Source organism: Curtobacterium sp. MCPF17_046 (genome assembly GCF_003224295.1).
Classification (GTDB): Bacteria; Actinomycetota; Actinomycetes; order Actinomycetales; family Microbacteriaceae; genus Curtobacterium.
In genome coordinates this window covers 235570-254788 of sequence record NZ_QKLB01000002.1, presented here as the reverse complement: position 1 = coordinate 254788, position 19219 = coordinate 235570, and the positions used below count along the sequence as shown (strand labels likewise).

19 protein-coding genes are annotated in these 19219 nt (G+C 72.2%); 10 read left to right on the top strand and 9 right to left on the bottom strand.

Annotation, left to right across the window (positions count from 1 at the left end; translation table 11 throughout):
- Positions 1 to 141 precede the first annotated feature (141 nt).
- The 5 genes from DEJ32_RS02750 to DEJ32_RS02730 form a co-directional block, all read right to left on the bottom strand.
- Positions 142 to 1470: an NAD(P)/FAD-dependent oxidoreductase gene (locus tag DEJ32_RS02750; RefSeq protein ID WP_110824977.1), complete on the bottom strand. Its 1329-nt coding sequence runs from the start codon at positions 1468 to 1470 to the stop codon at positions 142 to 144.
- An 87-nt stretch (positions 1471 to 1557) separates the two neighbouring features.
- Positions 1558 to 1764, bottom strand: a complete 207-nt coding sequence (locus tag DEJ32_RS02745) for a hypothetical protein (protein ID WP_110900227.1) — start codon at positions 1762 to 1764, stop codon at positions 1558 to 1560.
- Between the two features lie 7 nt (positions 1765 to 1771).
- On the bottom strand, positions 1772 to 3601 hold the full coding sequence (locus tag DEJ32_RS02740; protein ID WP_181420569.1) for a DEAD/DEAH box helicase: 1830 nt from the start codon (positions 3599 to 3601) through the stop codon (positions 1772 to 1774).
- A gap of 96 nt (positions 3602 to 3697) precedes the next feature.
- Positions 3698 to 4960, bottom strand: coding sequence for a DNA polymerase IV (gene dinB, locus DEJ32_RS02735; RefSeq protein WP_110900226.1), 1263 nt, complete (start codon positions 4958 to 4960; stop codon positions 3698 to 3700).
- A gap of 42 nt (positions 4961 to 5002) precedes the next feature.
- Entirely contained in the window at positions 5003 to 6169 is a 1167-nt protein-coding gene (locus tag DEJ32_RS02730; protein WP_110900225.1) for an acyl-CoA dehydrogenase family protein, read from the bottom strand.
- A gap of 24 nt (positions 6170 to 6193) precedes the next feature.
- Between DEJ32_RS02730 and DEJ32_RS02725 the strand changes: the two genes are divergently transcribed.
- The gene (locus DEJ32_RS02725; RefSeq protein WP_110900224.1) at positions 6194 to 6979 is read left to right on the top strand and encodes an SGNH/GDSL hydrolase family protein; all 786 of its coding nucleotides are present in this window, start codon (positions 6194 to 6196) and stop codon (positions 6977 to 6979) included.
- Between the two features lie 38 nt (positions 6980 to 7017).
- Here DEJ32_RS02725 and DEJ32_RS02720 read toward each other — a convergent pair whose 3' ends face one another.
- Both DEJ32_RS02720 and DEJ32_RS02715 read right to left on the bottom strand, forming a co-directional pair.
- The gene (locus DEJ32_RS02720; protein WP_146234062.1) at positions 7018 to 8277 is read right to left on the bottom strand and encodes a D-alanyl-D-alanine carboxypeptidase family protein; all 1260 of its coding nucleotides are present in this window, start codon (positions 8275 to 8277) and stop codon (positions 7018 to 7020) included.
- Positions 8278 to 8388: 111 nt separating this feature from the next.
- The gene (locus DEJ32_RS02715) at positions 8389 to 9204 is read right to left on the bottom strand and encodes an RNA methyltransferase (RefSeq protein WP_110900222.1); all 816 of its coding nucleotides are present in this window, start codon (positions 9202 to 9204) and stop codon (positions 8389 to 8391) included.
- Positions 9205 to 9332: 128 nt separating this feature from the next.
- Between DEJ32_RS02715 and DEJ32_RS02710 the strand changes: the two genes are divergently transcribed.
- From DEJ32_RS02710 to DEJ32_RS02700, 3 genes are all read left to right on the top strand, one after another.
- Positions 9333 to 10259: an NAD-dependent protein deacetylase gene (locus DEJ32_RS02710; protein ID WP_110900221.1), complete on the top strand. Its 927-nt coding sequence runs from the start codon at positions 9333 to 9335 to the stop codon at positions 10257 to 10259.
- Entirely contained in the window at positions 10256 to 10894 is a 639-nt protein-coding gene (locus DEJ32_RS02705) for a histidine phosphatase family protein (protein ID WP_110824987.1), read from the top strand. The genes DEJ32_RS02710 and DEJ32_RS02705 overlap by 4 nt, the downstream gene beginning before the upstream one ends.
- Before the next feature lie 92 nt (positions 10895 to 10986).
- Positions 10987 to 11751: a hypothetical protein gene (locus DEJ32_RS02700; protein WP_110824988.1), complete on the top strand. Its 765-nt coding sequence runs from the start codon at positions 10987 to 10989 to the stop codon at positions 11749 to 11751.
- 83 nt (positions 11752 to 11834) lie between these two features.
- Here DEJ32_RS02700 and DEJ32_RS02695 read toward each other — a convergent pair whose 3' ends face one another.
- Positions 11835 to 12917, bottom strand: a complete 1083-nt coding sequence (locus tag DEJ32_RS02695; protein WP_110900277.1) for a glycosyltransferase family 1 protein — start codon at positions 12915 to 12917, stop codon at positions 11835 to 11837.
- A gap of 5 nt (positions 12918 to 12922) precedes the next feature.
- Positions 12923 to 14008 (bottom strand): alpha/beta fold hydrolase, encoded by a 1086-nt coding sequence (locus tag DEJ32_RS02690; RefSeq protein ID WP_110900220.1) that lies wholly within the window; start codon positions 14006 to 14008, stop codon positions 12923 to 12925.
- Between the two features lie 88 nt (positions 14009 to 14096).
- On the opposite strand from DEJ32_RS02690, the gene DEJ32_RS02685 reads away from it, so the two are divergent.
- The 6 genes from DEJ32_RS02685 (at position 14097) to DEJ32_RS02660 (ending at position 19216) form a co-directional block, all read left to right on the top strand.
- Positions 14097 to 14855, top strand: a complete 759-nt coding sequence (locus DEJ32_RS02685; protein WP_375342308.1) for a 3'-5' exonuclease — start codon at positions 14097 to 14099, stop codon at positions 14853 to 14855.
- Between the two features lie 74 nt (positions 14856 to 14929).
- Positions 14930 to 16060 (top strand): DUF475 domain-containing protein, encoded by a 1131-nt coding sequence (locus DEJ32_RS02680; RefSeq protein ID WP_110900219.1) that lies wholly within the window; start codon positions 14930 to 14932, stop codon positions 16058 to 16060.
- A gap of 48 nt (positions 16061 to 16108) precedes the next feature.
- On the top strand, positions 16109 to 16693 hold the full coding sequence (locus DEJ32_RS02675; protein ID WP_110824991.1) for a TerD family protein: 585 nt from the start codon (positions 16109 to 16111) through the stop codon (positions 16691 to 16693).
- A 43-nt stretch (positions 16694 to 16736) separates the two neighbouring features.
- On the top strand, positions 16737 to 17318 hold the full coding sequence (locus DEJ32_RS02670; protein ID WP_110824992.1) for a TerD family protein: 582 nt from the start codon (positions 16737 to 16739) through the stop codon (positions 17316 to 17318).
- A gap of 29 nt (positions 17319 to 17347) precedes the next feature.
- Positions 17348 to 17926 (top strand): TerD family protein, encoded by a 579-nt coding sequence (locus tag DEJ32_RS02665; RefSeq protein WP_110824993.1) that lies wholly within the window; start codon positions 17348 to 17350, stop codon positions 17924 to 17926.
- A 69-nt stretch (positions 17927 to 17995) separates the two neighbouring features.
- Positions 17996 to 19216: a toxic anion resistance protein gene (locus DEJ32_RS02660; protein WP_110824994.1), complete on the top strand. Its 1221-nt coding sequence runs from the start codon at positions 17996 to 17998 to the stop codon at positions 19214 to 19216.
- The last annotated feature ends 3 nt before the right edge of the window (positions 19217 to 19219 follow it).

Genomic DNA, 19219 nt, shown 5'->3' with positions numbered 1-19219 from the left:
CCTCTCGCTCGTACCGTCCACGCTGACGGACGGCGGATGGGAGGCGGCCCAGGCTCGCGTTCGACGCACAGCCGCCACGCGGACGGAGGGGAGGCCCGGTACCAGCTGGTACCGGGCCTCCCGTCTGCAGGCAGTCGCGTGCTAGCTCTTCGCGGCGTCCACGAAGTTCTGCCGCGGGTCGGTCTCCTTGATGAGGGACGTCGCGTCGCGGCCGGAGACCGCACCGGTCACCCAGCCGATGACGATGCGCGCCTTGCGGTTCAGCGTCGGCATCGCGTACACGTGGTACGAGCGGTGCGCCATCCACGCCAGCAGGTTCGTCATCTTGATGCCCTTGATGTTCGCCGCGCCCTTGGCGACACCGTACGAGGCGACCGTTCCGATGGACGGGTGGCGGTACTCCACGAGGGGCTTGCCCGTGATCGAGGCGACGATGTTGTCCGCGACGACGACGGCCTGCCGGACGGCGTTCTGGGCGTTCGGCGGGTAGTACGCCGGCTGCTTCTCGGCCGTCAGGTCCGGGACCTGGGCGACGTCGCCGAGGCCCCAGACGCCCGGGACGACCTCGTGCGTGTCCTCGGACTCGACCTGGAGCTTCGCGTTGGCGGCGAGGTGCCCCTTCGGCCCGCGCGGCAGGTCGGTGGCGTCGAGGAGCGGGTTCGGCTTGACGCCGGCCGTCCAGACGAGCAGGCCGGTGGCGAACTCGTCACCGTCGGAGAGCTTGACGATCCCGCCCTCGCAGCTCGGCATGGTGGTCTTGAGGCGGACGTCGATGCCGCGGGCACGGAGGGACTCGAGGGTCCACTTCGACAGCTCGGGGCCGACCTCGGGGGCGACCCGGTCGAGGGCGTCGATGAGCACCCAGCGCGGCTGTTCGCCGGCGAGCGACGGGTACGTGGCGATCGCGGCCTGGGAGACGTCGAACAGCTCACCGATCGCCTCGACCCCGGTGTAGCCGCCGCCGATGAAGATGCTCGTGAGCAGGCGACGACGCTCGTCCTCGTCGCGCGTGGCGGCGGCCTTCGCGATGTTGTCGAGGAGCTTGGCGCGGACGTACGCGGCCTCCTCGACCGTCTTGAAGCCGACGCCGACCTCGTCGAGGCCGGGCGTCGGGAAGGTACGGGTGACCGAGCCGAGTGCCACCACGAGGTGGTCGTACTCGAAGGACCGGTCGTCACCACCGGCCGTCGCGACGGAGACCGTCTTGTCGGCCGAGGAGATCCCGGTGACCTTGCCCTGGATGACCCGGGTCTTGCGGAGCGCACGTCGGAGTTCGACGGTGACGTCCTTCGGGGCGATGTGACCGCCGGCGACCTCGGGCAGGAACGGCAGGTACGTGTAGTACGTGTTCTGGTCCACGAGGGTGATGCGCATGGGCACCGAGGCGGCGTGCTTCTGGAGCTGCTTGACCGCGGTGTAGCCGGCCGAGCCGCCGCCGAGGACGAGGACGTGGGGGATGGAGTCTGCCATTCCTCCGGTCTACCCGATCCGGCCCCTCCCCGTCATCAGCGCCGCACCTGTGCGGCCGATCCGGTCCCGATCCGGATCGTCCACGGGTCAGCTGCGGCCGTCGCGGAGGCGCCACCACGCCGTCTCGGCGACCTCGCGGCCGGTGTACACGCCGTGCTGCGTGCGACGGGACTCGTTCAGGGAGAACCGCCGGAGCCGGTAGCCGCCCCCGAAGCGGTCGATGATCGCCTCGGGTGAGGAGTCCGCGTCGCGCTTGACGTACCAGGTGCGGTCGTCGTCGACCGGCTCGATCACGCGCGGGTCACCGTCGCCCGCCGATGCGGGAGCGGAGGATGTCGATGCGCTTCTGGATCTGCTCGATGCTCGCCTGCGCGACGGCCGGACCACCGCTGATCCGACGGAGCTCGGCGTGGATCGACCCGTGCGGTTCGTTCGCGTGCCGGGACCAGATCGAGACGAGGCGCTGCAGTTCCGACCGCTGCTCCTTGATCGTCATGTACATCGGCCGGTCCACCGGCTCGGGCGCCTTGGGCGTCCCGTCCTTCGGGACGCGGCCCTTCGACCGCTTGGCCTGGGTCGCCTGCCGGGCGCGGAGGAGGTCCCGCACCTGGTCGGGCTCGAGCAGCCCGGGGATGCCGATGAAGTCGAGTTCCTCGAGCGACCCGACCTCGCCGCCGGTGCCGAACTCGCCGCCGTCGTAGAGGACCCGGTCGAACGACGCCTGCGAGTCGAGCGCCTCGAACGGCTGCACGTCGAGCAGGCTCTCGGAGGCCCGGTCCTCCTTGTTCGCCTCCGCCACCATGGCGTCCTCGGGGTTGTACATGCCGTCCTCGGCGTCCTTCGGGCGGTCGAGGGCGTGGTCGCGCTCCAGCTCGAGGCTGGCGGCCAGCGCCATCAGCCCGGGCACGCTCGGCAGGAAGACCGACGCGGTCTCGCCGCGGCGTCGGGCGCGCACGAAGCGGCCGATGACCTGGGCGAAGAACAGCGGCGTGCTCGCGCTCGTGGCGTAGACGCCGACGCAGAGCCGCGGCACGTCGACGCCCTCGGACACCATCCGGACGGCGACCATCCACCGCGAGGTGTCCTCGGCGAAGGACTGGATCCGGCTCGACCCGGCGGCCTCGTCGGACAGGACCACGGTCGGCCGCTCCCCCGTGATGCGCTGCAGGATCCGCGCGTACGCCCGGGCGGTCGTGGTGTCGGTCGCGATCACCAGCCCGCCTGCGTCCGGCACGCCACGGCGCACCTCGGTGAGGCGCTTGTCCGCCGCCGAGAGCACGGCGGGCATCCACTCGCCCTCCGGCGACAGCGCGGTGCGCCAGGCCTGCGCGGTGATGTCCTTCGTGACGGGGTCGCCGAGCGAGGCGGCCATCTCGTCGCCCATCCGGGTCTTCCAGCGCATCTGCCCGGCGTAGGCCATGAACAGCACCGGGCGGACGACGCCGTCCTTGAGCGCCCGGCCGTAGCCGTAGTTGTAGTCCGAGATCGAGGTGCGGATCCCCTGCTCGTCCGGGGCGTACTGGACGAACGGGATCGGCGCCGTGTCCGACCGGAACGGCGTGCCGGACAGCGACAGTCGGCGCGTGGCCTTCGTGAACGCCTGCCGGATGCCGTCGCCCCACGTCAGCGCGTCGCCGCCGTGGTGCACCTCGTCGAGGATCACGAGGGTCTTGCCGCCCGCGGTGATCCGCTCGTGCACCTCGGGGTTCATGCCGACCTGCGCGTAGGTGATCGCGACGCCCTGGTAGTGCCGGCCGAACATGCCGTCGCCGTTCTTGAACATCGGGTCGAGCCGGATGTTCACGCGGTCGGCGGCGTCGGCCCACTGCCGCTTCAGGTGCTCGGTGGGCGCGACGACGACCAGGCGGTCGACGGTGCCGCGGGCGAGGAGCTCGGTCGCGAGGCGCAGCGCGAAGGTGGTCTTGCCGGCGCCGGGGGTCGCCGCGGCGAGGAAGTCGCGCGGTTCCTTCTCGAAGTACTTCGTGAGCGCTTCGACCTGCCAGGCGCGGAGCTTCGAGGCGGTGCCCCATGCGGCACGTTCGGGGAAGGCGGGCGACAGGTGCTCGGCCGCCGCGTTGCCCGCGACCTCGGCGATCGCCGCCGGTCCGGTGGGGCGGTGGTCGTCGGACAGCCCGTCGATCGGGAGTTCGGCGGGTTCCTGGTGCTCGATGTTCTCCGCTGCGCTCACTCCACCCGAGTGTACCGGCACGCGGTCGCCCGACACGTGTCAGTCCTGCCGGGCGTGCGGCGCCCGCGGCGTGCTCGGGCCGGGACCGCCGCCGGACCCGCGCACGAGTGACGCGGGACGCAGGACACCGGCACCGAAGCGCGCGGTGACCGCGTCCACGGTCGTCTCGGTCTCCCGCCACGGCGCGTCGTCGTCCCACAGCGCGTTGCTCGCGGCCGCCGGCACGAGGTTCTCGCCGCGGACGCCGATGAGCCGGATCCGGTTGCCCGGACGGTGCAGGACGTCGTACAGCTCGACGGCCTCCCGGTGGATCCGCTTGGCGACGTCGCTCGGCTCGGCGAGGGTGCGGGAGCGGGTGAGCGTCGTGAAGTCGGTGTACCGCACCTTGAGCGCGACGGTCCGGGCCTGGACCTCGGCGCGTCGGAGCCGGACCGCGACCTTCTCGGCGAGTCGGAGGAGTTCCCGCGCCACGTCGTCCCGCTCGGTGAGGTCACGGCCGAACGTGACCTCGTGCCCGATCGACTTCTCACCGACCCCGGCCTCCACCGTGCGCGGGTCCCGCCCCCACGCCAGGTCGTGCAACCGCTGTCCACCGGCCGGACCGAGCAGCGACACCAGGGACGGCAGCGGGGTCGTCGCGAGGTCCCGCACGGTGTGGATCCCCCGACGCTCGAGCGTCTCCTGCGTCTTGCCCCCGACGCCCCACAGGGCCGAGACCGGCTGCGGGTGCAGGAAGGCGATGGTGTCGGCGTGCGGGACGACGAGCAGGCCGTCCGGCTTGGCGCGGCTCGAGGCGAGCTTCGCGACGAACTTCGTCGACGCGGCACCCACCGAGCAGTGCAGGCCCGTCTCGGCGAACACGGTGCGGCGGATCTCGGCGCCGATCTGCCACGGCGTGCCGTACAGGCGGAGGGCCCCGGCGACGTCCAGGAACGCCTCGTCGATGCCGAGCCGCTCGACCCGCGGGGTGAAGCGGTCGAAGATCCGCATGACCTGCGCGGAGCGGGCGCTGTACTTCTCGAAGTGCGGCTCGACGATGACGGCGGCGGGACACCGCCGTTTCGCGACCGCCATCGGCATCGCCGAGTTGATGCCGTACCGGCGGGCCTCGTAGGTGGCGGCCGTGACGACGGAGCGGTCGGAGTCGTGCCCGACGATCACCGGCAGGCCGACGAGGTCCGGGCGGTCGAGCAGTTCGACGGAGGCGAAGAAGGCGTCCATGTCGACGTGCAGGACCGTCGCGGAGCGGTCGTCGACGGGCGTGTCGGAGACGATCCGGTTGCGTCCGTCCTGCTTGCTCACCGGGTCATGGTCGCACGGACCGCCGACACCGCAGCTGCCGGTTCACCGCGGCAGCGGACCGAGTTCGGCCGCCGCGATCGTCCGCATCGCCGAGTCCCGTGTCGACGGGTGGTACTGGCCGGCGCGGACGTCCCGGGCCAGGCGGGCGAGTTCGTCGGTCGACCGGAAGGCCGACCCGCCGACGACGCGCATCGCCTCGTCCACCACGTGCTGCGCGGTGTCCACGGCACGGGCCTTCGTCCCGACGAGCAGCGGGAACCAGCGGTCGGAGTCCACCAGGTCGTCGACGTCGCGCGCCAGTGCGTCGACCTGCAGGTGCACGGCGTCGGTCGCGCTCCGCATCGCGGCCACGGCACGACGGACGTCCGGGTCGGCGGAGCGGGCCGTCCCGTCCGCCGCGGTGCGGGCGGCCACCCGCTCGACCGCGAGCGTCACCGCACGCGAGGCGATGCCGACGTACACGGACGCGACGAGCAGCTCGAACGCGGCGAAGACACCGAAGACCAGCGGATCGGCCACGGGTCCGACGGGCAGGACGGGCACGATCCGGTCGGCGGGGACGTGCAGCCCCTCGAGCAGGGTCGTCCGGCTCTGCGTGGCCCGCATGCCGAGGGTGTCCCAGTCGTCGAGGTGCCGCACGCCACCGTCGCCGCGCAGCGCGAAGCCGTGCACGAGCCGGGGCTCCGGGCCGGACGTGTCCTTGCCGAACACGCTCAGCACGTCCCACGCGGGCGCCAGGGACGTCGAGACCTTCGTGCCGGTGAAGCGGTAGCCGCCGGCGCCGTCCGGCTCGGCCACGGTGCGCGAGTCGAACAGGACCGCGTCGTTGCCGGGCTCGCTCACGCCGAACGCGAGGAGTCGGTCCGCTGCAGCGGCGTCGGTGACGGTGTCGAGGAACGACCCGCCCCTGGCGGACACGGCGCGGGCGGCCTGCACCCACACCTGGTGCATCCCGAGCCCGAGGGCCGTCGCCGGTGCCGCCTCGGCGAGCGTCCGCTGGACCGCTGCGGTCGCCCGGAGACCCAGCCCCGAGCCTCCGTCCCGGACGGGCACGCCGATCCGCAGGTAGCCGGCCCGTCGGAGTTCGTCGAGGTCCTCGACGCAGAACGCGTTGTCCGCGTCGTACCGGGGAGCACGGTCGGCGATGCGGGCGAGGAGCTCGTCCGGCACGGACCAGGGACGCTGCTCGAGCGGGGTGGACGAGGTCATGGGACGAGAGTACGGTCGCCAGGCGTGTCAGACCGTCATCCCTGGACCAGGTTCGTCGCGATCGGTGACTCCTTCACAGAGGGCATCGGCGACCCGGACCCGTCGTCCGTCGGCGGGCACCGCGGGTGGGCCGACCGCGTGGCGGACGCGCTCGCGGACGGCACGGACGAGGACTTCGCGTACGCCAACCTCGCGGTGCGGGGGCGCCTGCTCCGGCAGATCGTCGACGAGCAGGTGGAGGCGGCGCTCGCCCTCGGACCGGACCTCGTCACGGTGTCCGCGGGCGGGAACGACGTCATCCGTCCCGGTTCCGACCCGGACGAGCTCGCCGAACGGTACGACGGGATGGTGGAGCAGCTCCGCCGGGACGGTGCGACCGTGGTGCTCTTCACCGGACCGGACGTCGGGACCACGCCGGTGCTCGGCATGGTCCGCGGGAAGACCGCGGTCTACAACGAGCACCTGCACGCCATCGCACTCAAGCACGGCGCACTCGTGACGAACCTCTGGGCGCTCCGGGTCCTCCGGGACCCGCGGATGTGGGCGCCGGACCGGCTGCACCACTCACCGCTCGGGCACGGGACCGTCGCGGCCGCCGTGCTCGGCACGCTCGGTGTCCCGCACGCACTCGGACCGTCGGTGCCGGAGCCGCTCGCCGCCCGACCGTGGCGGGAGGCGCGGGTCGAGGACCTGGGTTGGGCGAAGGAGTACCTCCTGCCCTGGGTCGTGCGACGCGTGCGGCGGACGTCCTCCGGTGACGGCGTCACGGCGAAGCGGACCACCCTGCAGCCGGTGACCCGGCGCGACTGAGCACGGCCGAGGGCGGGACCCGGAGCGAGCGCCGCTCGCTAGCCGACCAGGGCGCCCGGGTCGAGCTCCACGCCGCGGAACGGGTTCGTCCACCGCCACCAGACGCCGGGGTCCTCGATCGACCCGTCGAGCTCGAGCGGCACCGTGACCGGGTCGTGGTGCTCGACGGTGAACCGCACGCGGCCGACGCGCTCGCCCGCCGCACCGAGCGTCACCGGCTCGAGCGTCGTCTCCGCCGAGACGGTCGTGCTCCCCCACACCAGGACGGACGCCGCCCGGCTCGCGGTCGCGTCGACCTCGTCCTGCCACGGTGCCGTGTACGTGCCGAACGTCTGTCCCTCGTTCGTCAGGGTCACCACGTGGAAGTCGTCCGCGACCGAGTGCAGCAGCCGACGGACGTCGGCGTCGAGGGCGTCATGGTCGACCCCACCGAGCATGGCGCCGACGACGGTCACCGGTCGGCCGCCACGCTCGTAAGTGGCGGCGAAGAGCAGGCACGCTCCCGCTTCGTCGAGGGTGCCGGTCTTGATCCCCTCGACACCGTCCATGCCGAGCAGCTTGTTCGAGTTCTCGATCTCGCCGACACCCGGGACCGTCACCGACGCCGTGCCGACGACCTCCTTGACCACCGGCTCCGCGAGCGCGAGCTGCCCGAGGTCCACCAGGTCGGTCGCCGTCGACCGGTTGCGTGGGTCGAGGCCGGTCGGTTCGACGATCGTCGTGTCGTCCAGCCCGTGGTCGTCGAGCCACGTCGCGGCTGCGGCACGGTAGGCGTCCATCGACCCGAACGCCCAGAGGGCGAGTGACCCCGCGTAGTTGTTCGCCGACTCCATGAGCGCCACCTGCAGCACCCGGTACTCGGACATCCGCCCGTCGGCCGGCAGCGGGGCGACCTCACCGTTCAGCGCCGCGTACTCCGCGTACAACGCCTCCATCGCCGGCGTGAACCGGACCGACGGCCCCTGCTTCCCGACCGGGAGGGGCTTCTCCTCGAGCACGACGAGCGCCGTCACGATCTTCGAGATGCTCGCGATCGACCGCTGCTGCCGGTCCCCGCTGGTCGTGAGACTCTCCGGGAACCCCTCGGCCTCGACAGCGGTGGCACCGTAGTCCGGGAACCGGAGCTCCGGCGCGCGCACCCTGGGTGCCTCGTAGGTCGCGGTGCTCGCCGTGGCCGGGGCGAACGGCACGAGGGCGGCCGCGGCCAGGAACGCGGCGACCAGCAGGAGGACGGCGACCACGGCGAGCGTCACGGGCCTCCGGAGCGCGGAGCGGGGGCGGCGGACGACGTTCGGCACGAGACCGGATCGTACTGGAGGCCCGGGGCGCGTCCCTGGGACCGGCACCGTCGGCGCGTGGCGCCTCGGGCCCTCCGGTCGCCTGTCGGGTCGGCCGACGGACCGCACCGGTCAGCGCGAGCGCTGCGCGTGGGCGACCGCCCAGAGGCCGACGGCGCTCGCCGCGGCCACGTTCAACGAGTCCACCCCGTGGTGCATCGGGATCCGCACGGTGGTGTCCGCGGCGGCGACCGCCGCGGGCGTCAGGCCCTGGCCCTCCGTGCCCATCACGAGCGCGACGCGCTCGGGGACGTCCGCGACGAAGGCCTCCAGGTCGACGGAGCGGTCGGTGAGCGCCATCGCGGCCACGTGGAAGCCCTGGGCGCGGAGGTCCTCGCCCGCCGCCGGCCACTCCCCGATGCGTGTCCACGGCACCTGCAGCACGGTGCCCATGCTCACCCGGACGCTCCGCCGGTACAGGGGGTCGGCGCACCGCGGGCTGACGAGCACCGCGTCGGCACCGAGCCCGGCGACGCTGCGGAACACCGCGCCGACGTTCGTGTGGTCGACGACGTCCTCGAGGACGACCACGAGACGCGCGTCCCGGACGACCTCCGCCACGGACGGCAGCACGGGACGGTGCATCGCGGCGATCGCCCCGCGGTGCATCCGGAAGCCGGTCAGCTCCTCGAGGAGGGCGTCGGACCCGACGAACACCGGGCCGTCGTGCCCGTCCACCAGCGGCAGGACGCTCTCGAGCCACTTCTCCTGCACGAGCACGCTCCGGGGGACGTGTCCGGCCCGGACCGCGCGTTCGATGACGGTGTTCGACTCCGCGATGTACAGGCCGCCCTCGGGCTCGGTGACCCGTCGGAGCGCGACGTCGGTCAGGCGCGCGAAGTCGTCGAGGCGCGGGTCGTCGAGGGAGTCGATGCGGACGGGGTGCACGGTGCTCGTTCCGGTCGGGAGGGCGGTGGTGGTCCGGCTCGGGCCCGGCGGCGCGGGTCCCGGTCCGGGGCGGCGCCCGCACGGGGAAGGCCCGGGGACGCTCGGCGGTTGAGGGTACCGTGGACACGATGGCGACGAGCGACGGCACTGCGGACGACACCGCGGGGGACGACACCGCGACGGACGACAGCGCGACGGACGACACCGCGACGACCGGTGCGACCGCTGCCGCGTTCGAGCAGGCGGTCGCTGTCCTGCAGGGCAGGCGCATCGCCGTGCTCACCGGCGCGGGTGTCAGCACCGACTCCGGGATCCCGGACTACCGCGGAGCAGGCCGGGTGGTCCGCAAGCCGATGACCTTCCAGGAGTTCCTCGCCGATCCCGCCAAGCGGCAGCGCTACTGGGCCGGGTCGCACCTCGGCTGGCGGACCTTCGCCGCGGCACGCCCGAACGACGGGCACCGCGCGCTCGCGGAGCTCGAACAGGCCGGCGTGGTGAGCGGCATCGTCACCCAGAACGTCGACGGGCTGCACCTGCGCGCCGGATCGCGTCGGGTGGTCGAGGTGCACGGCTCGATGGACCGGGCGGTGTGCCTGACGTGCGGGCAGGTCTTCTCCCGCGCCGACCTCGCCGCGGTGCTCGACCGTGACAACCCCTGGATCGACGAGCCCGGGACGGTGCAGCTGCAGCCGGACGGGGACGTCGAGATCACCGACGTCGAGCGGTTCCGCGTGCCGGACTGCACGGTGTGCGGCGGCGTGCTCAAGCCCGACGTGGTGTTCTTCGGCGAGTTCGTGCCCGCCGAGAAGTTCCGTGAGGCCGTGTCCATCGTCGCCGAGGCGGACGCGCTCCTCGTCGTCGGGTCGTCGCTCACCGTGAACTCCGGCGTCCGGCTCCTCGACCACGCGACGCGGCGCAGGCGACCGGTCGTCATCGTCAACCGGGGCGCCACGCGGAGCGACCGTCGTGCCGCGGTGAAGCTCGACGCCGGGACGACCGAGACCCTCGTCGAGCTCGCGGCCCGGCTCACCGCGTCTGCGATGATCGACGGGTGACGACCCTCCTCTGCCTGGTCCGACACGGCGAGACCGACTGGAACCGGCAACGGCGCATCCAGGGGTCGACGGACGTGCCCCTCAACGACACCGGGCGACGGCAGGCGGCCGAGACCGCCGCGCTCCTGGCACGCCGGTCGTTCGACGCCGTCGTCTCGTCGCCCCTGTCCCGGGCCCTCGAGACCGGGACGATCATCGCCGACCACCTCGGGTTGGCCGCCCCGGCGGCGTACGACGGTCTCCGGGAACGCTCCTACGGCGAGGCGGAGGGTCTGACCCACGTCGAGATCGCGGAGCGCTGGCCGCACGACGCCGTCCCCGGGCGCGAGTCCCGCGCGGCGCTCCTCGACCGGGTGACCGAGACGCTCGCCGAGATCGCCGTGCGCTACGACGGCGGCGCGGTCGTCGTCGCGACCCACGGCGCGGTGATCCGGACCGTCGTCGACGCCGCCGCACCCGGGACGGTCGAGCGGTCGACGGTCCCGATCCGCAACGGGTCGGTGCACACCTTCCGGTGGGACCCCGAGCGCTTCCGTGCCGAACTGGTCCGCTCCGACGACCCCATCGACGACCTGTCGGACGCCCCGGGCCGGTACGCGTTCGAGTACCAGAACCCGCTCGAGCGCCGAGGCTGACGCCGCCCATCCGGGGAGCGTGCCGGGCAGCGTCGGACTAGCCTCCGGTGCACGGCGGCCCGACGACCGGGACGCCGCTGCGAGGTGAGGCAGTGAACGCAGGTGGACGGCATGCCGGCGACCGCTCCCGGGAGGGCGACGCCCTCCGTCGCGATCCGTGGGGCGACGACGACGACCTCGATGCCACGTTCGGGCCGGACACGGCCTCCGTCCGGACCCGCACGGGCGGCGAACGGCTCCGGGCCGGGACCCTGGTCGTCGTCGGCGTGGTCGTGGTGGCCGCGGTCCTCGTCCTGGTGCTCGGGGTCATCCTCGGCCAGGTCCAGCGTGGGGTCGGCGGCGTGTTCCCGCAGCCCGACGCGGACGGGCGCCGCTTCGTGACCGCTGCCGCCGCGCTGCCGGGCGTCGCCGCCGTGGACGCGCCCCGGACGGAGAAGACCTCGTTCGCGGGCTACGACGTCACCGCGGTGGTGCATGCCGAGCCCGACCTCCCCGCCACTGACAGACGGGCGCTCGTGACCGCCCTGAGCACCGCGTCCGCCGACTCCTCCGGCTCGGGCGTCCGCATCTGGGCGACGCTCGACCTCGGTGCCGTGCGGGTCGGGGTCTCGGACTCCCCCGAGACGAGCCAACGGCGACTCGAGCTCGCCGACGGCCTCGCGGCGATCGGCGGCGTGCTCACGGTGACCTGCGTCTTCGCCGACGCGACCGACGGTCGGTCGGACGCCCCCGCCGCACAGGACGTGGTCGTCACCACGCACGGCCAGGGCGTGGGCTTCGCCGCGGTCGCCGCCGCTGCCGAGGCGGTCGGGGACGACGTGTTCCCGGGCGTCCAGGTCCGCACCCGTCATCCCTGACGGGTCGGACCGTCCGGTCTCCTCCGCCGTCCCGTCCGCTCCGCCGTGCCGTCCGGCGTGCCGCCGGCGGACGGTCCGCGCCCTCAGCTCCGCCGACGCCGCGACCGGTCGGCCACGGCCCGCTCGACCGCCTGCGTGACGCGCTCGGCGGAGTCTTGCCACCGGAACCGGGCCACCTGCGCGACGGAGGCCGACGACGCTGCGTCCCAGCGGGCCTCCAGGCGGCGGACGGCGGCCGCGACGGCGGACGGTGACGACGGGTCGAAGTACTCCGCCGCGTCGCCGCCGATCTCGCGGAAGATCGGGACGTCGCTGACGACGACCGGTGTGCCGACGCCCATCGCCTCGACGAGCGGGATGCCGAACCCCTCGTCGAACGAGGCGGTCGCGAGCGCCGTGGCGGAGCGGAGAACGGCGAGGTACTCGTCGTCGGTCGCTCCGTCGTGGAACACGAGCGCGCCGGCGGGCGCGAGCCGCTGCAATCGCGTGCGGTCGGCGGCGGTGACACGGGACATGCAGTGCAGCGTCCAGTCCGGACCGAGCAGGGGCAGCGCCGCGGCGAGCGTCTCGACGTTCTTGTACGGCATGAACGAGCCCATGTACACGAGCGACTTCGTCCGTCCACCGTCGGCGGCCCGTGGCTCGGCCGGGTCGGCCGCGTTGTACGCGACGGTGACCGGGCGGGTCGTGAGACGGTGCTCGGCGATGAGGCCCGCCGTCGTCCCGGAGACGGTCACGACACCGTCGGCCCCGTTCAGCAGGAGGCGCTGCGGCCACCACGCCAGGTGGAACGCCCGCCAGCCGAGACGCAGCGGCCACGCGAACTCCCGCGGTGGCGTCCGGTTCCGGTAGTAGATGAGGTCGTGCAGGGTCAGCACGAGCGCGTACCGGCGCCCGCGTGAGCCCATCGTCTGCATGGGCGAGAAGACCGCGTCGAGGCCGAGCCGGTTGACGTGCCGCGCGACGAGGGGCTCGCCGGGGTCGGTCGGCGCCGGGATGCGTTCCCACGGCACTCCCCCGGGCAGCGAGGCCAGCTGGCGTTCGTCGGACACGAGCAGGACGTGGTCGTGTCGGTCGGGCAGGTGCGCGGCGATCCCCGCGGTGAAGCGGCTGATCCCGTCGTGTCGACCGATCCGGACGTACCGGCAGTCGATGCCGATGCGCAGGCGCGTCACGAGGGGTCGCCTCCCGTCCGGCGAGTGCGGTCCGCAGCGCCACCGGTCGGTCCCTCGGGAGCGTTCGGTCCCTCCGGCGCGGTCGGTCGGCGCGTGGCGCTCGCCCGGCGTGGGGTGCTCGCCCGCTTCCGTCGGCCGGGAGCGCCCGGGGCGGGGTCCGCCATCCGGCGCAGGACCGCCGCGGCCGCCGCGGCCGGCGTCTCGTAGTGCACGAGGTGACCGACCTCCGGCACGACGACGAGCTCGGCGTCGCGGAGTCGCGACGCGAGGGCACGCTGCTCCGGCACGGCCGTGATGTCGTCACGCTCGGCGGCGACCATGAGCACCGGCACCGCGATCCGGTCGGCGAACTGCGAGACGTCGGAGGTGACCGAGGTCCGGAACGCCTCGAGGACGCTGGTCCGGTTCGCGAACGCCGAGAAGTACCGGTCGTGCTGGTCGTGCACCCAGCGGCGGACCGTCGGGTCGGCGGACTTCAGCATCGCGATGCTCATCGCGCGGACGATCCCGCGGTTGCGCAGCAGCCCGAGGCCGAGCGCGCGGGGCAGCCGGGCGCCGAGCCGGTAGTACGCGATCGCGACGGCCGTACCGATCGCCCGTGGACCCTGCAGGGCCGGGGCGGCGATGGGGTTGACGAGGACGAGCAGGCGCGTGTCGAGCCCGGCGGCCACCGACGCGGCGACGACGATCGAGCCGAACGAGTGCCCGAGGACGACGGTGTCGCGGTCGAGTCCGAGCGCGGAGTGGAAGCCGTCGAGCCAGGCGACGTACGCGTCGAGGTCCGCGGTCGGGAGCGGGTCCGACGTGCCGAAGCCGGGCAGGTCGGGCACGATGACGCGCACGCCCGACGGATGCCCGGCCACGAGGTGCGCCGCGACGGACTCGAGCCCGTGGTGGTCCCCACGGAAGCCGTGCACCGCGAGCACGGTCGCCGGAGGTGCGCTGCGGGCACGGCCCTCGGCGCCGACCGCCGGCCCGTACTCCCAGTAGTGCGTGGTCCGGCCGTCGACCTGGACCGCGCGGTGCACGACGGGGGTCGCCGCCAGGAGCGACTGGTACGGGGACAGCACGGGCGGTTGCATCCGCGCCAGTCTAGGGAAGCCCTCCGGCGTGCGCCGTGACCCGTCCTGCGGGTCCCGCCGTGTCGGTGCGGTTGGCTAGCCTGGCCGCGTGACCTCCCCCGCTGCCGCCGTCGACCCGTCGACCCGGCCCCCGCAGGACCTGACGACCCGACCGTGGTGGCACGCGCTGGGCGTCTTCGACCTCGAGACCACCGGCATCGACGTCGAGACCGCCCGCATCGTCACCGCCCACGTCGGGCTGATCGACATGACCGGGCGCTCCATCGTCGAGGGTGCGTGGCTCGCCGACCCCGGTGTCGCGATCCCGGAGCAGGCGTCCGCGGTGCACGGGATCACGACCGAACGTGCACGGGCGGAGGGTCGGCCGGCCGGCGAGGTCGTCGCCGAGATCGTCGCCGCGGTCGAGGCCGTGTTCGCCCGCGGGATCCCCCTGGTCATCTACAACGCCCCGTACGACCTCACCGTCCTCGACCGGGAGGCGAAACGGCACGGCATCGCCTCCCCCGTGATCGGCAACGTCGTCGACCCGCTCGTCATGGACAAGGCGCTCGACACCTACCGCAAGGGCAAGCGCACGCTCGAGGCCGCGTCGGCGTGCTACGGGGTCCGGCTCGACGACGCGCACGACGCCGGCGCGGACGCCATCGCCGCCGGACGGGTCGCGCAGGCCATCGCCGCGAAGTACCCCGACGACCTCGCGATCAGCGCCGAGGAGCTCCACCGCAAGCAGGTCGCCTGGTGCTCGGAGCAGGCGACCTCGTTCCAGGAGTACATGCGGGCGAAGCGTGACCCGACGTTCACCGCGGACGGCCGGTGGCCCCGTCGCCACTCGGCCCTGGGCATGTAGCATTCCGAACGGGGCGTGCTCGACCGTGCCGTCCCCCTGACGACGCACCACACACCACGGGGAGATCCGCGCACGTGTTCCTGAAGACCTTCGGGTGGTCCCTGGCCATCACCGTGATCGCCCTGGCCGTGGCGCTCGTGTACGGCGGGTGGAGCGCGGTCATCATCACCGCCATCCTCGGCGTGCTCGAGATCAGCCTCAGCTTCGACAACGCGGTCGTCAACGCCCGCATCCTCGAGCGGATGAACCCGTTCTGGCAGAAGATGTTCCTCACCGTGGGCATCGTCATCGCCGTCTTCGGCATGCGCGTGCTCTTCCCGCTGCTCATCGTCGGGGTCACGGCGTCGCTCAACCCCGTCGAGGCCGTCCAGCTCGCGCTCGAGAAGGGCCCGATCGACGAGCCCGGCACGTACGCGTACCTGCTGCACGAGGCACACCCGCAGATCGCCGCCTTCGGTGGCATGTTCCTGCTCATGATCTTCCTCGACTTCATGTTCGAGGAGCGCGAGATCCTGTGGCTGAAGTGGCTCGAGGCGCCGCTGCTCTTCATCGGCAAGCTCCCGATGGTCAACGTCGTCGTGGCCCTCGTGGTCCTCGCGATCGCGGGCACCACCGCCGGCGACCACCAGTCGATCGTCCTCGTCTCCGGGATCGCCGGACTCGTCACCTACTTCCTCGTGACCGGTCTCGGCGGGCTGTTCGACGTCGACGACCCGAAGGACGACGGCAACTCGTTCGAGAACACCGGCGAGATGGTGGCCGAGGCGAACCGGATCAGCGGCAAGCGCAAGGTCGGCACAGTCGCCGGCAAGGCCGCGTTCCTGCTGTTCCTCTACCTCGAGGTCATCGACGCGTCGTTCTCGTTCGACGGCGTCATCGGCGCCTTCGCGATCACCGCCGACCCGATCATCATCGCGCTCGGCCTCGGCCTCATCGGTGCCCTGTTCGTCCGGTCTCTCACCGTCTTCCTGGTCCGACAGGGCACGCTGGACGAGTTCGAGTACCTCGACCACGGTGCGCACTGGGCGATCGGTGCCCTCGCGGCGATCCTGCTCATCACGATCACCACCGAGGTGAACGAGGTCGTCACCGGCCTGATCGGCGTCGTGTTCATCATCGCCGCGTTCATCTCCTCGGTGGTCCGCAACAAGCACAAGACCGGCGAGCACCAGCCCGCCGACCAGCACGTCACCGTCGCCTCCTGACACCAGGGGCGACCGCTCCACCGCAACCACGACGAAGGGTTCACCGCCATGGGTCTCAGCCTCCAGAAGGGCCAAGCGCTCTCGCTCACGAAGAACGACGGGAGCGCACTGACCCGCGTCCGGCTCGGTCTCGGGTGGGACGCCGTCACGACCAAGCGCGGCCTGTTCGGTCGCAAGGCAGCCGACGTCGACCTCGACGCCTCTGCGATCTTCTTCGGTGCCGACGGCCAGCCGGTGGACTACGTGTGGTTCAACCAGCTCCGGAGCAAGGACGGCTCCGCGCAGCACACCGGCGACAACCTGACCGGCGACGGTGACGGCGACGACGAGGTCATCCGGATCGACCTCAGCGCGGTGCACGGTGCCGTCCAGCAGATCGTGTTCGTCATCAGCAGCTACAGCCGGCAGACGTTCGACAACGTGCAGAACGCGTTCTGCCGGGTGGTCGACGACTCGACGGCCGGCGCTCCTGAGGTCGCCCGCTACCAGCTCACCGACTCCGGGCAGCACACCGCGATGGTCATGGCGAAGGTGTCCCGCACGGGAGCAGGATGGACCTTCACCGCGATCGGTGAGCGGGCCGACGGCCGGACCGTGCAGGACCTCGTCGGTCCGGCGGCAGCCGCACTCTGACCCGCCCGGACACCGCAGCACCGCACCGACGGAAGGACGATCGATGGCGACCCTCTCGCTCTCGAAGGGCAACAACCTCTCGCTGACCAAGACCGACCCGGGCCTGCGCCGGGCGATGATCGGGCTCGGCTGGGACCCGCGCACGACCGCGGGCGAGCAGTTCGACCTCGACGCTTCCGCCCTGCTCGTCGGCGCGAACGGCAAGGTCCGCTCGAACGACGACTTCATCTTCTACAACCAGCTGCAGTCGGTCGACGGCTCCGTGGTGCACCAGGGCGACAACCGCACCGGTGAGGGCGACGGGGACGACGAGCAGATCCTCATCGACCTCGACCTCGTGGCCGCGGACGTCGCGCGCGTCGTCATCGTCGTCACCATCGACCAGGCCGACGCCCGGCACCAGAACTTCGGGCAGGTCCGTGGTGCGTTCTGCCGCGTGGTGAACGACGAGACCGGCAACGAGGTCGTCCGCTTCGACCTCACCGAGGACGCGGCCTCGGAGACCGGCATGATCTTCGCCGAGATCTACCGGTACGACGGCGAGTGGAAGTTCCGCGCCGTCGGCCAGGGCTACGCCACCGGACTCCGCGGCGTCGCGACCGACTACGGCGTCGTGCTCGACTGACGCTCCCCTCCAACCCGAAAGGACCGATCATGGCCGGACTCTCCCTCAGCAAGGGCGGCAACCTCTCCCTCACGAAGACGAGCCCGGGACTCACCGTCGCCACCGTCGGCCTCGGCTGGGACCCGCGCACCACCGCCGGCGAGGCCTTCGACCTCGACGCCTCGGCACTGCTCGTCGGCGCCGATGGCAAGGTGCGCTCGGACGCCGACTTCATCTTCTACAACCAGCCCCGCAGCGCGGACGGTTCCGTCGAGCACAAGGGCGACAACCGCACCGGCCAGGGCGACGGTGACGACGAACAGATCGTCATCGACCTGCAGAGCCTGCCGGCCGACGTCGACCGCGTGGTCGTCGTGGTGTCCATCGACCAGGGTGAGGCCCGCCGCCAGAACTTCGGACAGGTGCGCAGCGCCTACTCACGGGTGCTCGACCAGGACGGCACGGAGATCGTGCGCTTCGACCTGTCCGAGGACGCCGCTCCGGAGACCGCGATGATCTTCTCGGAGATCTACCGCAACGGCGCCGAGTGGAAGTTCCGTGCGGTCGGCCAGGGCTACCAGTCCGGGCTCGCCGGCGTCGCGACCGACTTCGGCGTCAACCTCAGCTGACCCGCCGGGCCACCACCCTGGCCCGCTCCGCACCACCCCGTCCTCCCACCACGTCACAGGAGACCACCGATGCCCGGACCGCTCGCTCCGCCGGAGCCCACCGACCCGTCCCAGGACGCACTCGTCCTCCGCGCTGCCGACGCCGCCGAGGTCGTCACGCCGGACGACGCCCCGGGGATGGTGCCGGTGGACGCCGGTCGTCAGGCGCAGATCGCGGCCCAGGCCCGTGAGTTCGTGGACGAGGTCGCGGGCCTCGACCCGCGGTCGCCGGCGTTCACCGAGAAGGTCGACGGCATCAACGCCATCGCGAGCTCGGAGATCGCCCGGTCGGGCGGCTTCTCGTCCCGCATGCTGGAGCGCTCGCAGTCCTCGGTGGCGGGCGCCAAGCGCACCGGCGACGGCGCCCAGGTGAAGGTCGCGACGACCCTCGGTGACCTGCGCTCCACCGTCGAGGACCTCACGCCGAACCAGGCCGACCTCAGCACGGGCCGGAAGATCCTCGGCATGATCCCCGGCGGCAACAAGCTGGCGAAGTACTTCCAGCGCTACGAGTCGGCGCAGACCCAGCTCGACAAGATCATCAAGTCGCTCATGGCGGGGCAGGACGAACTCCGCAAGGACAACGCGACCCTCGCTGACGAGAAGGTCCAGCTGTGGGAGACCATGCAGCAGCTGAGCGAGTACGCCGTGTTCGCGAAGGCCCTCGACGCGGCCACCGTGTCGAAGATCGAGAGCCTGCGGAACGGCGGTCGGGTCGACGAGGCGCAGAAGCTCGAGTCCGACGTGCTCTTCCCCGTGCGCCAGCGGCACCAGGACATCCTGACGCAGCTCGCCGTGTCCGTACAGGGCTACCTGGCGATGGACCTCGTGCGGAAGAACAACACGGAACTCATCAAGGGCGTCGAGCGCGCCCGCACCACGACCATCGCGGCGCTCCGCACGGCCGTCGTCGTGGCGCAGGCCCTCGCGAACCAGAAGATGGTGCTCGACCAGATCGACGCGGTGAACAACACCACGAACGCGATGATCCTGCAGACCAGCGAGATGCTCCGTGACCAGACCACGCGGATCCACGAGCAGGCGACGAACTCCGGTGTGAGCGTCGAGACGCTGCAGAAGGCGTTCGACAACGTGTTCCAGACCATGGACGCGATCGACTCGTTCCGCTCGCAGGCCGCGCAGAACATGTCGTCGACGGTCTCGGCGCTCGAGTCGGGCATCCAGCGCGCGAAGCCGTACCTGGAGCGGGCCCGCCAGGGCGACGACGACCAGCGATCGGTCACGCGATGACGA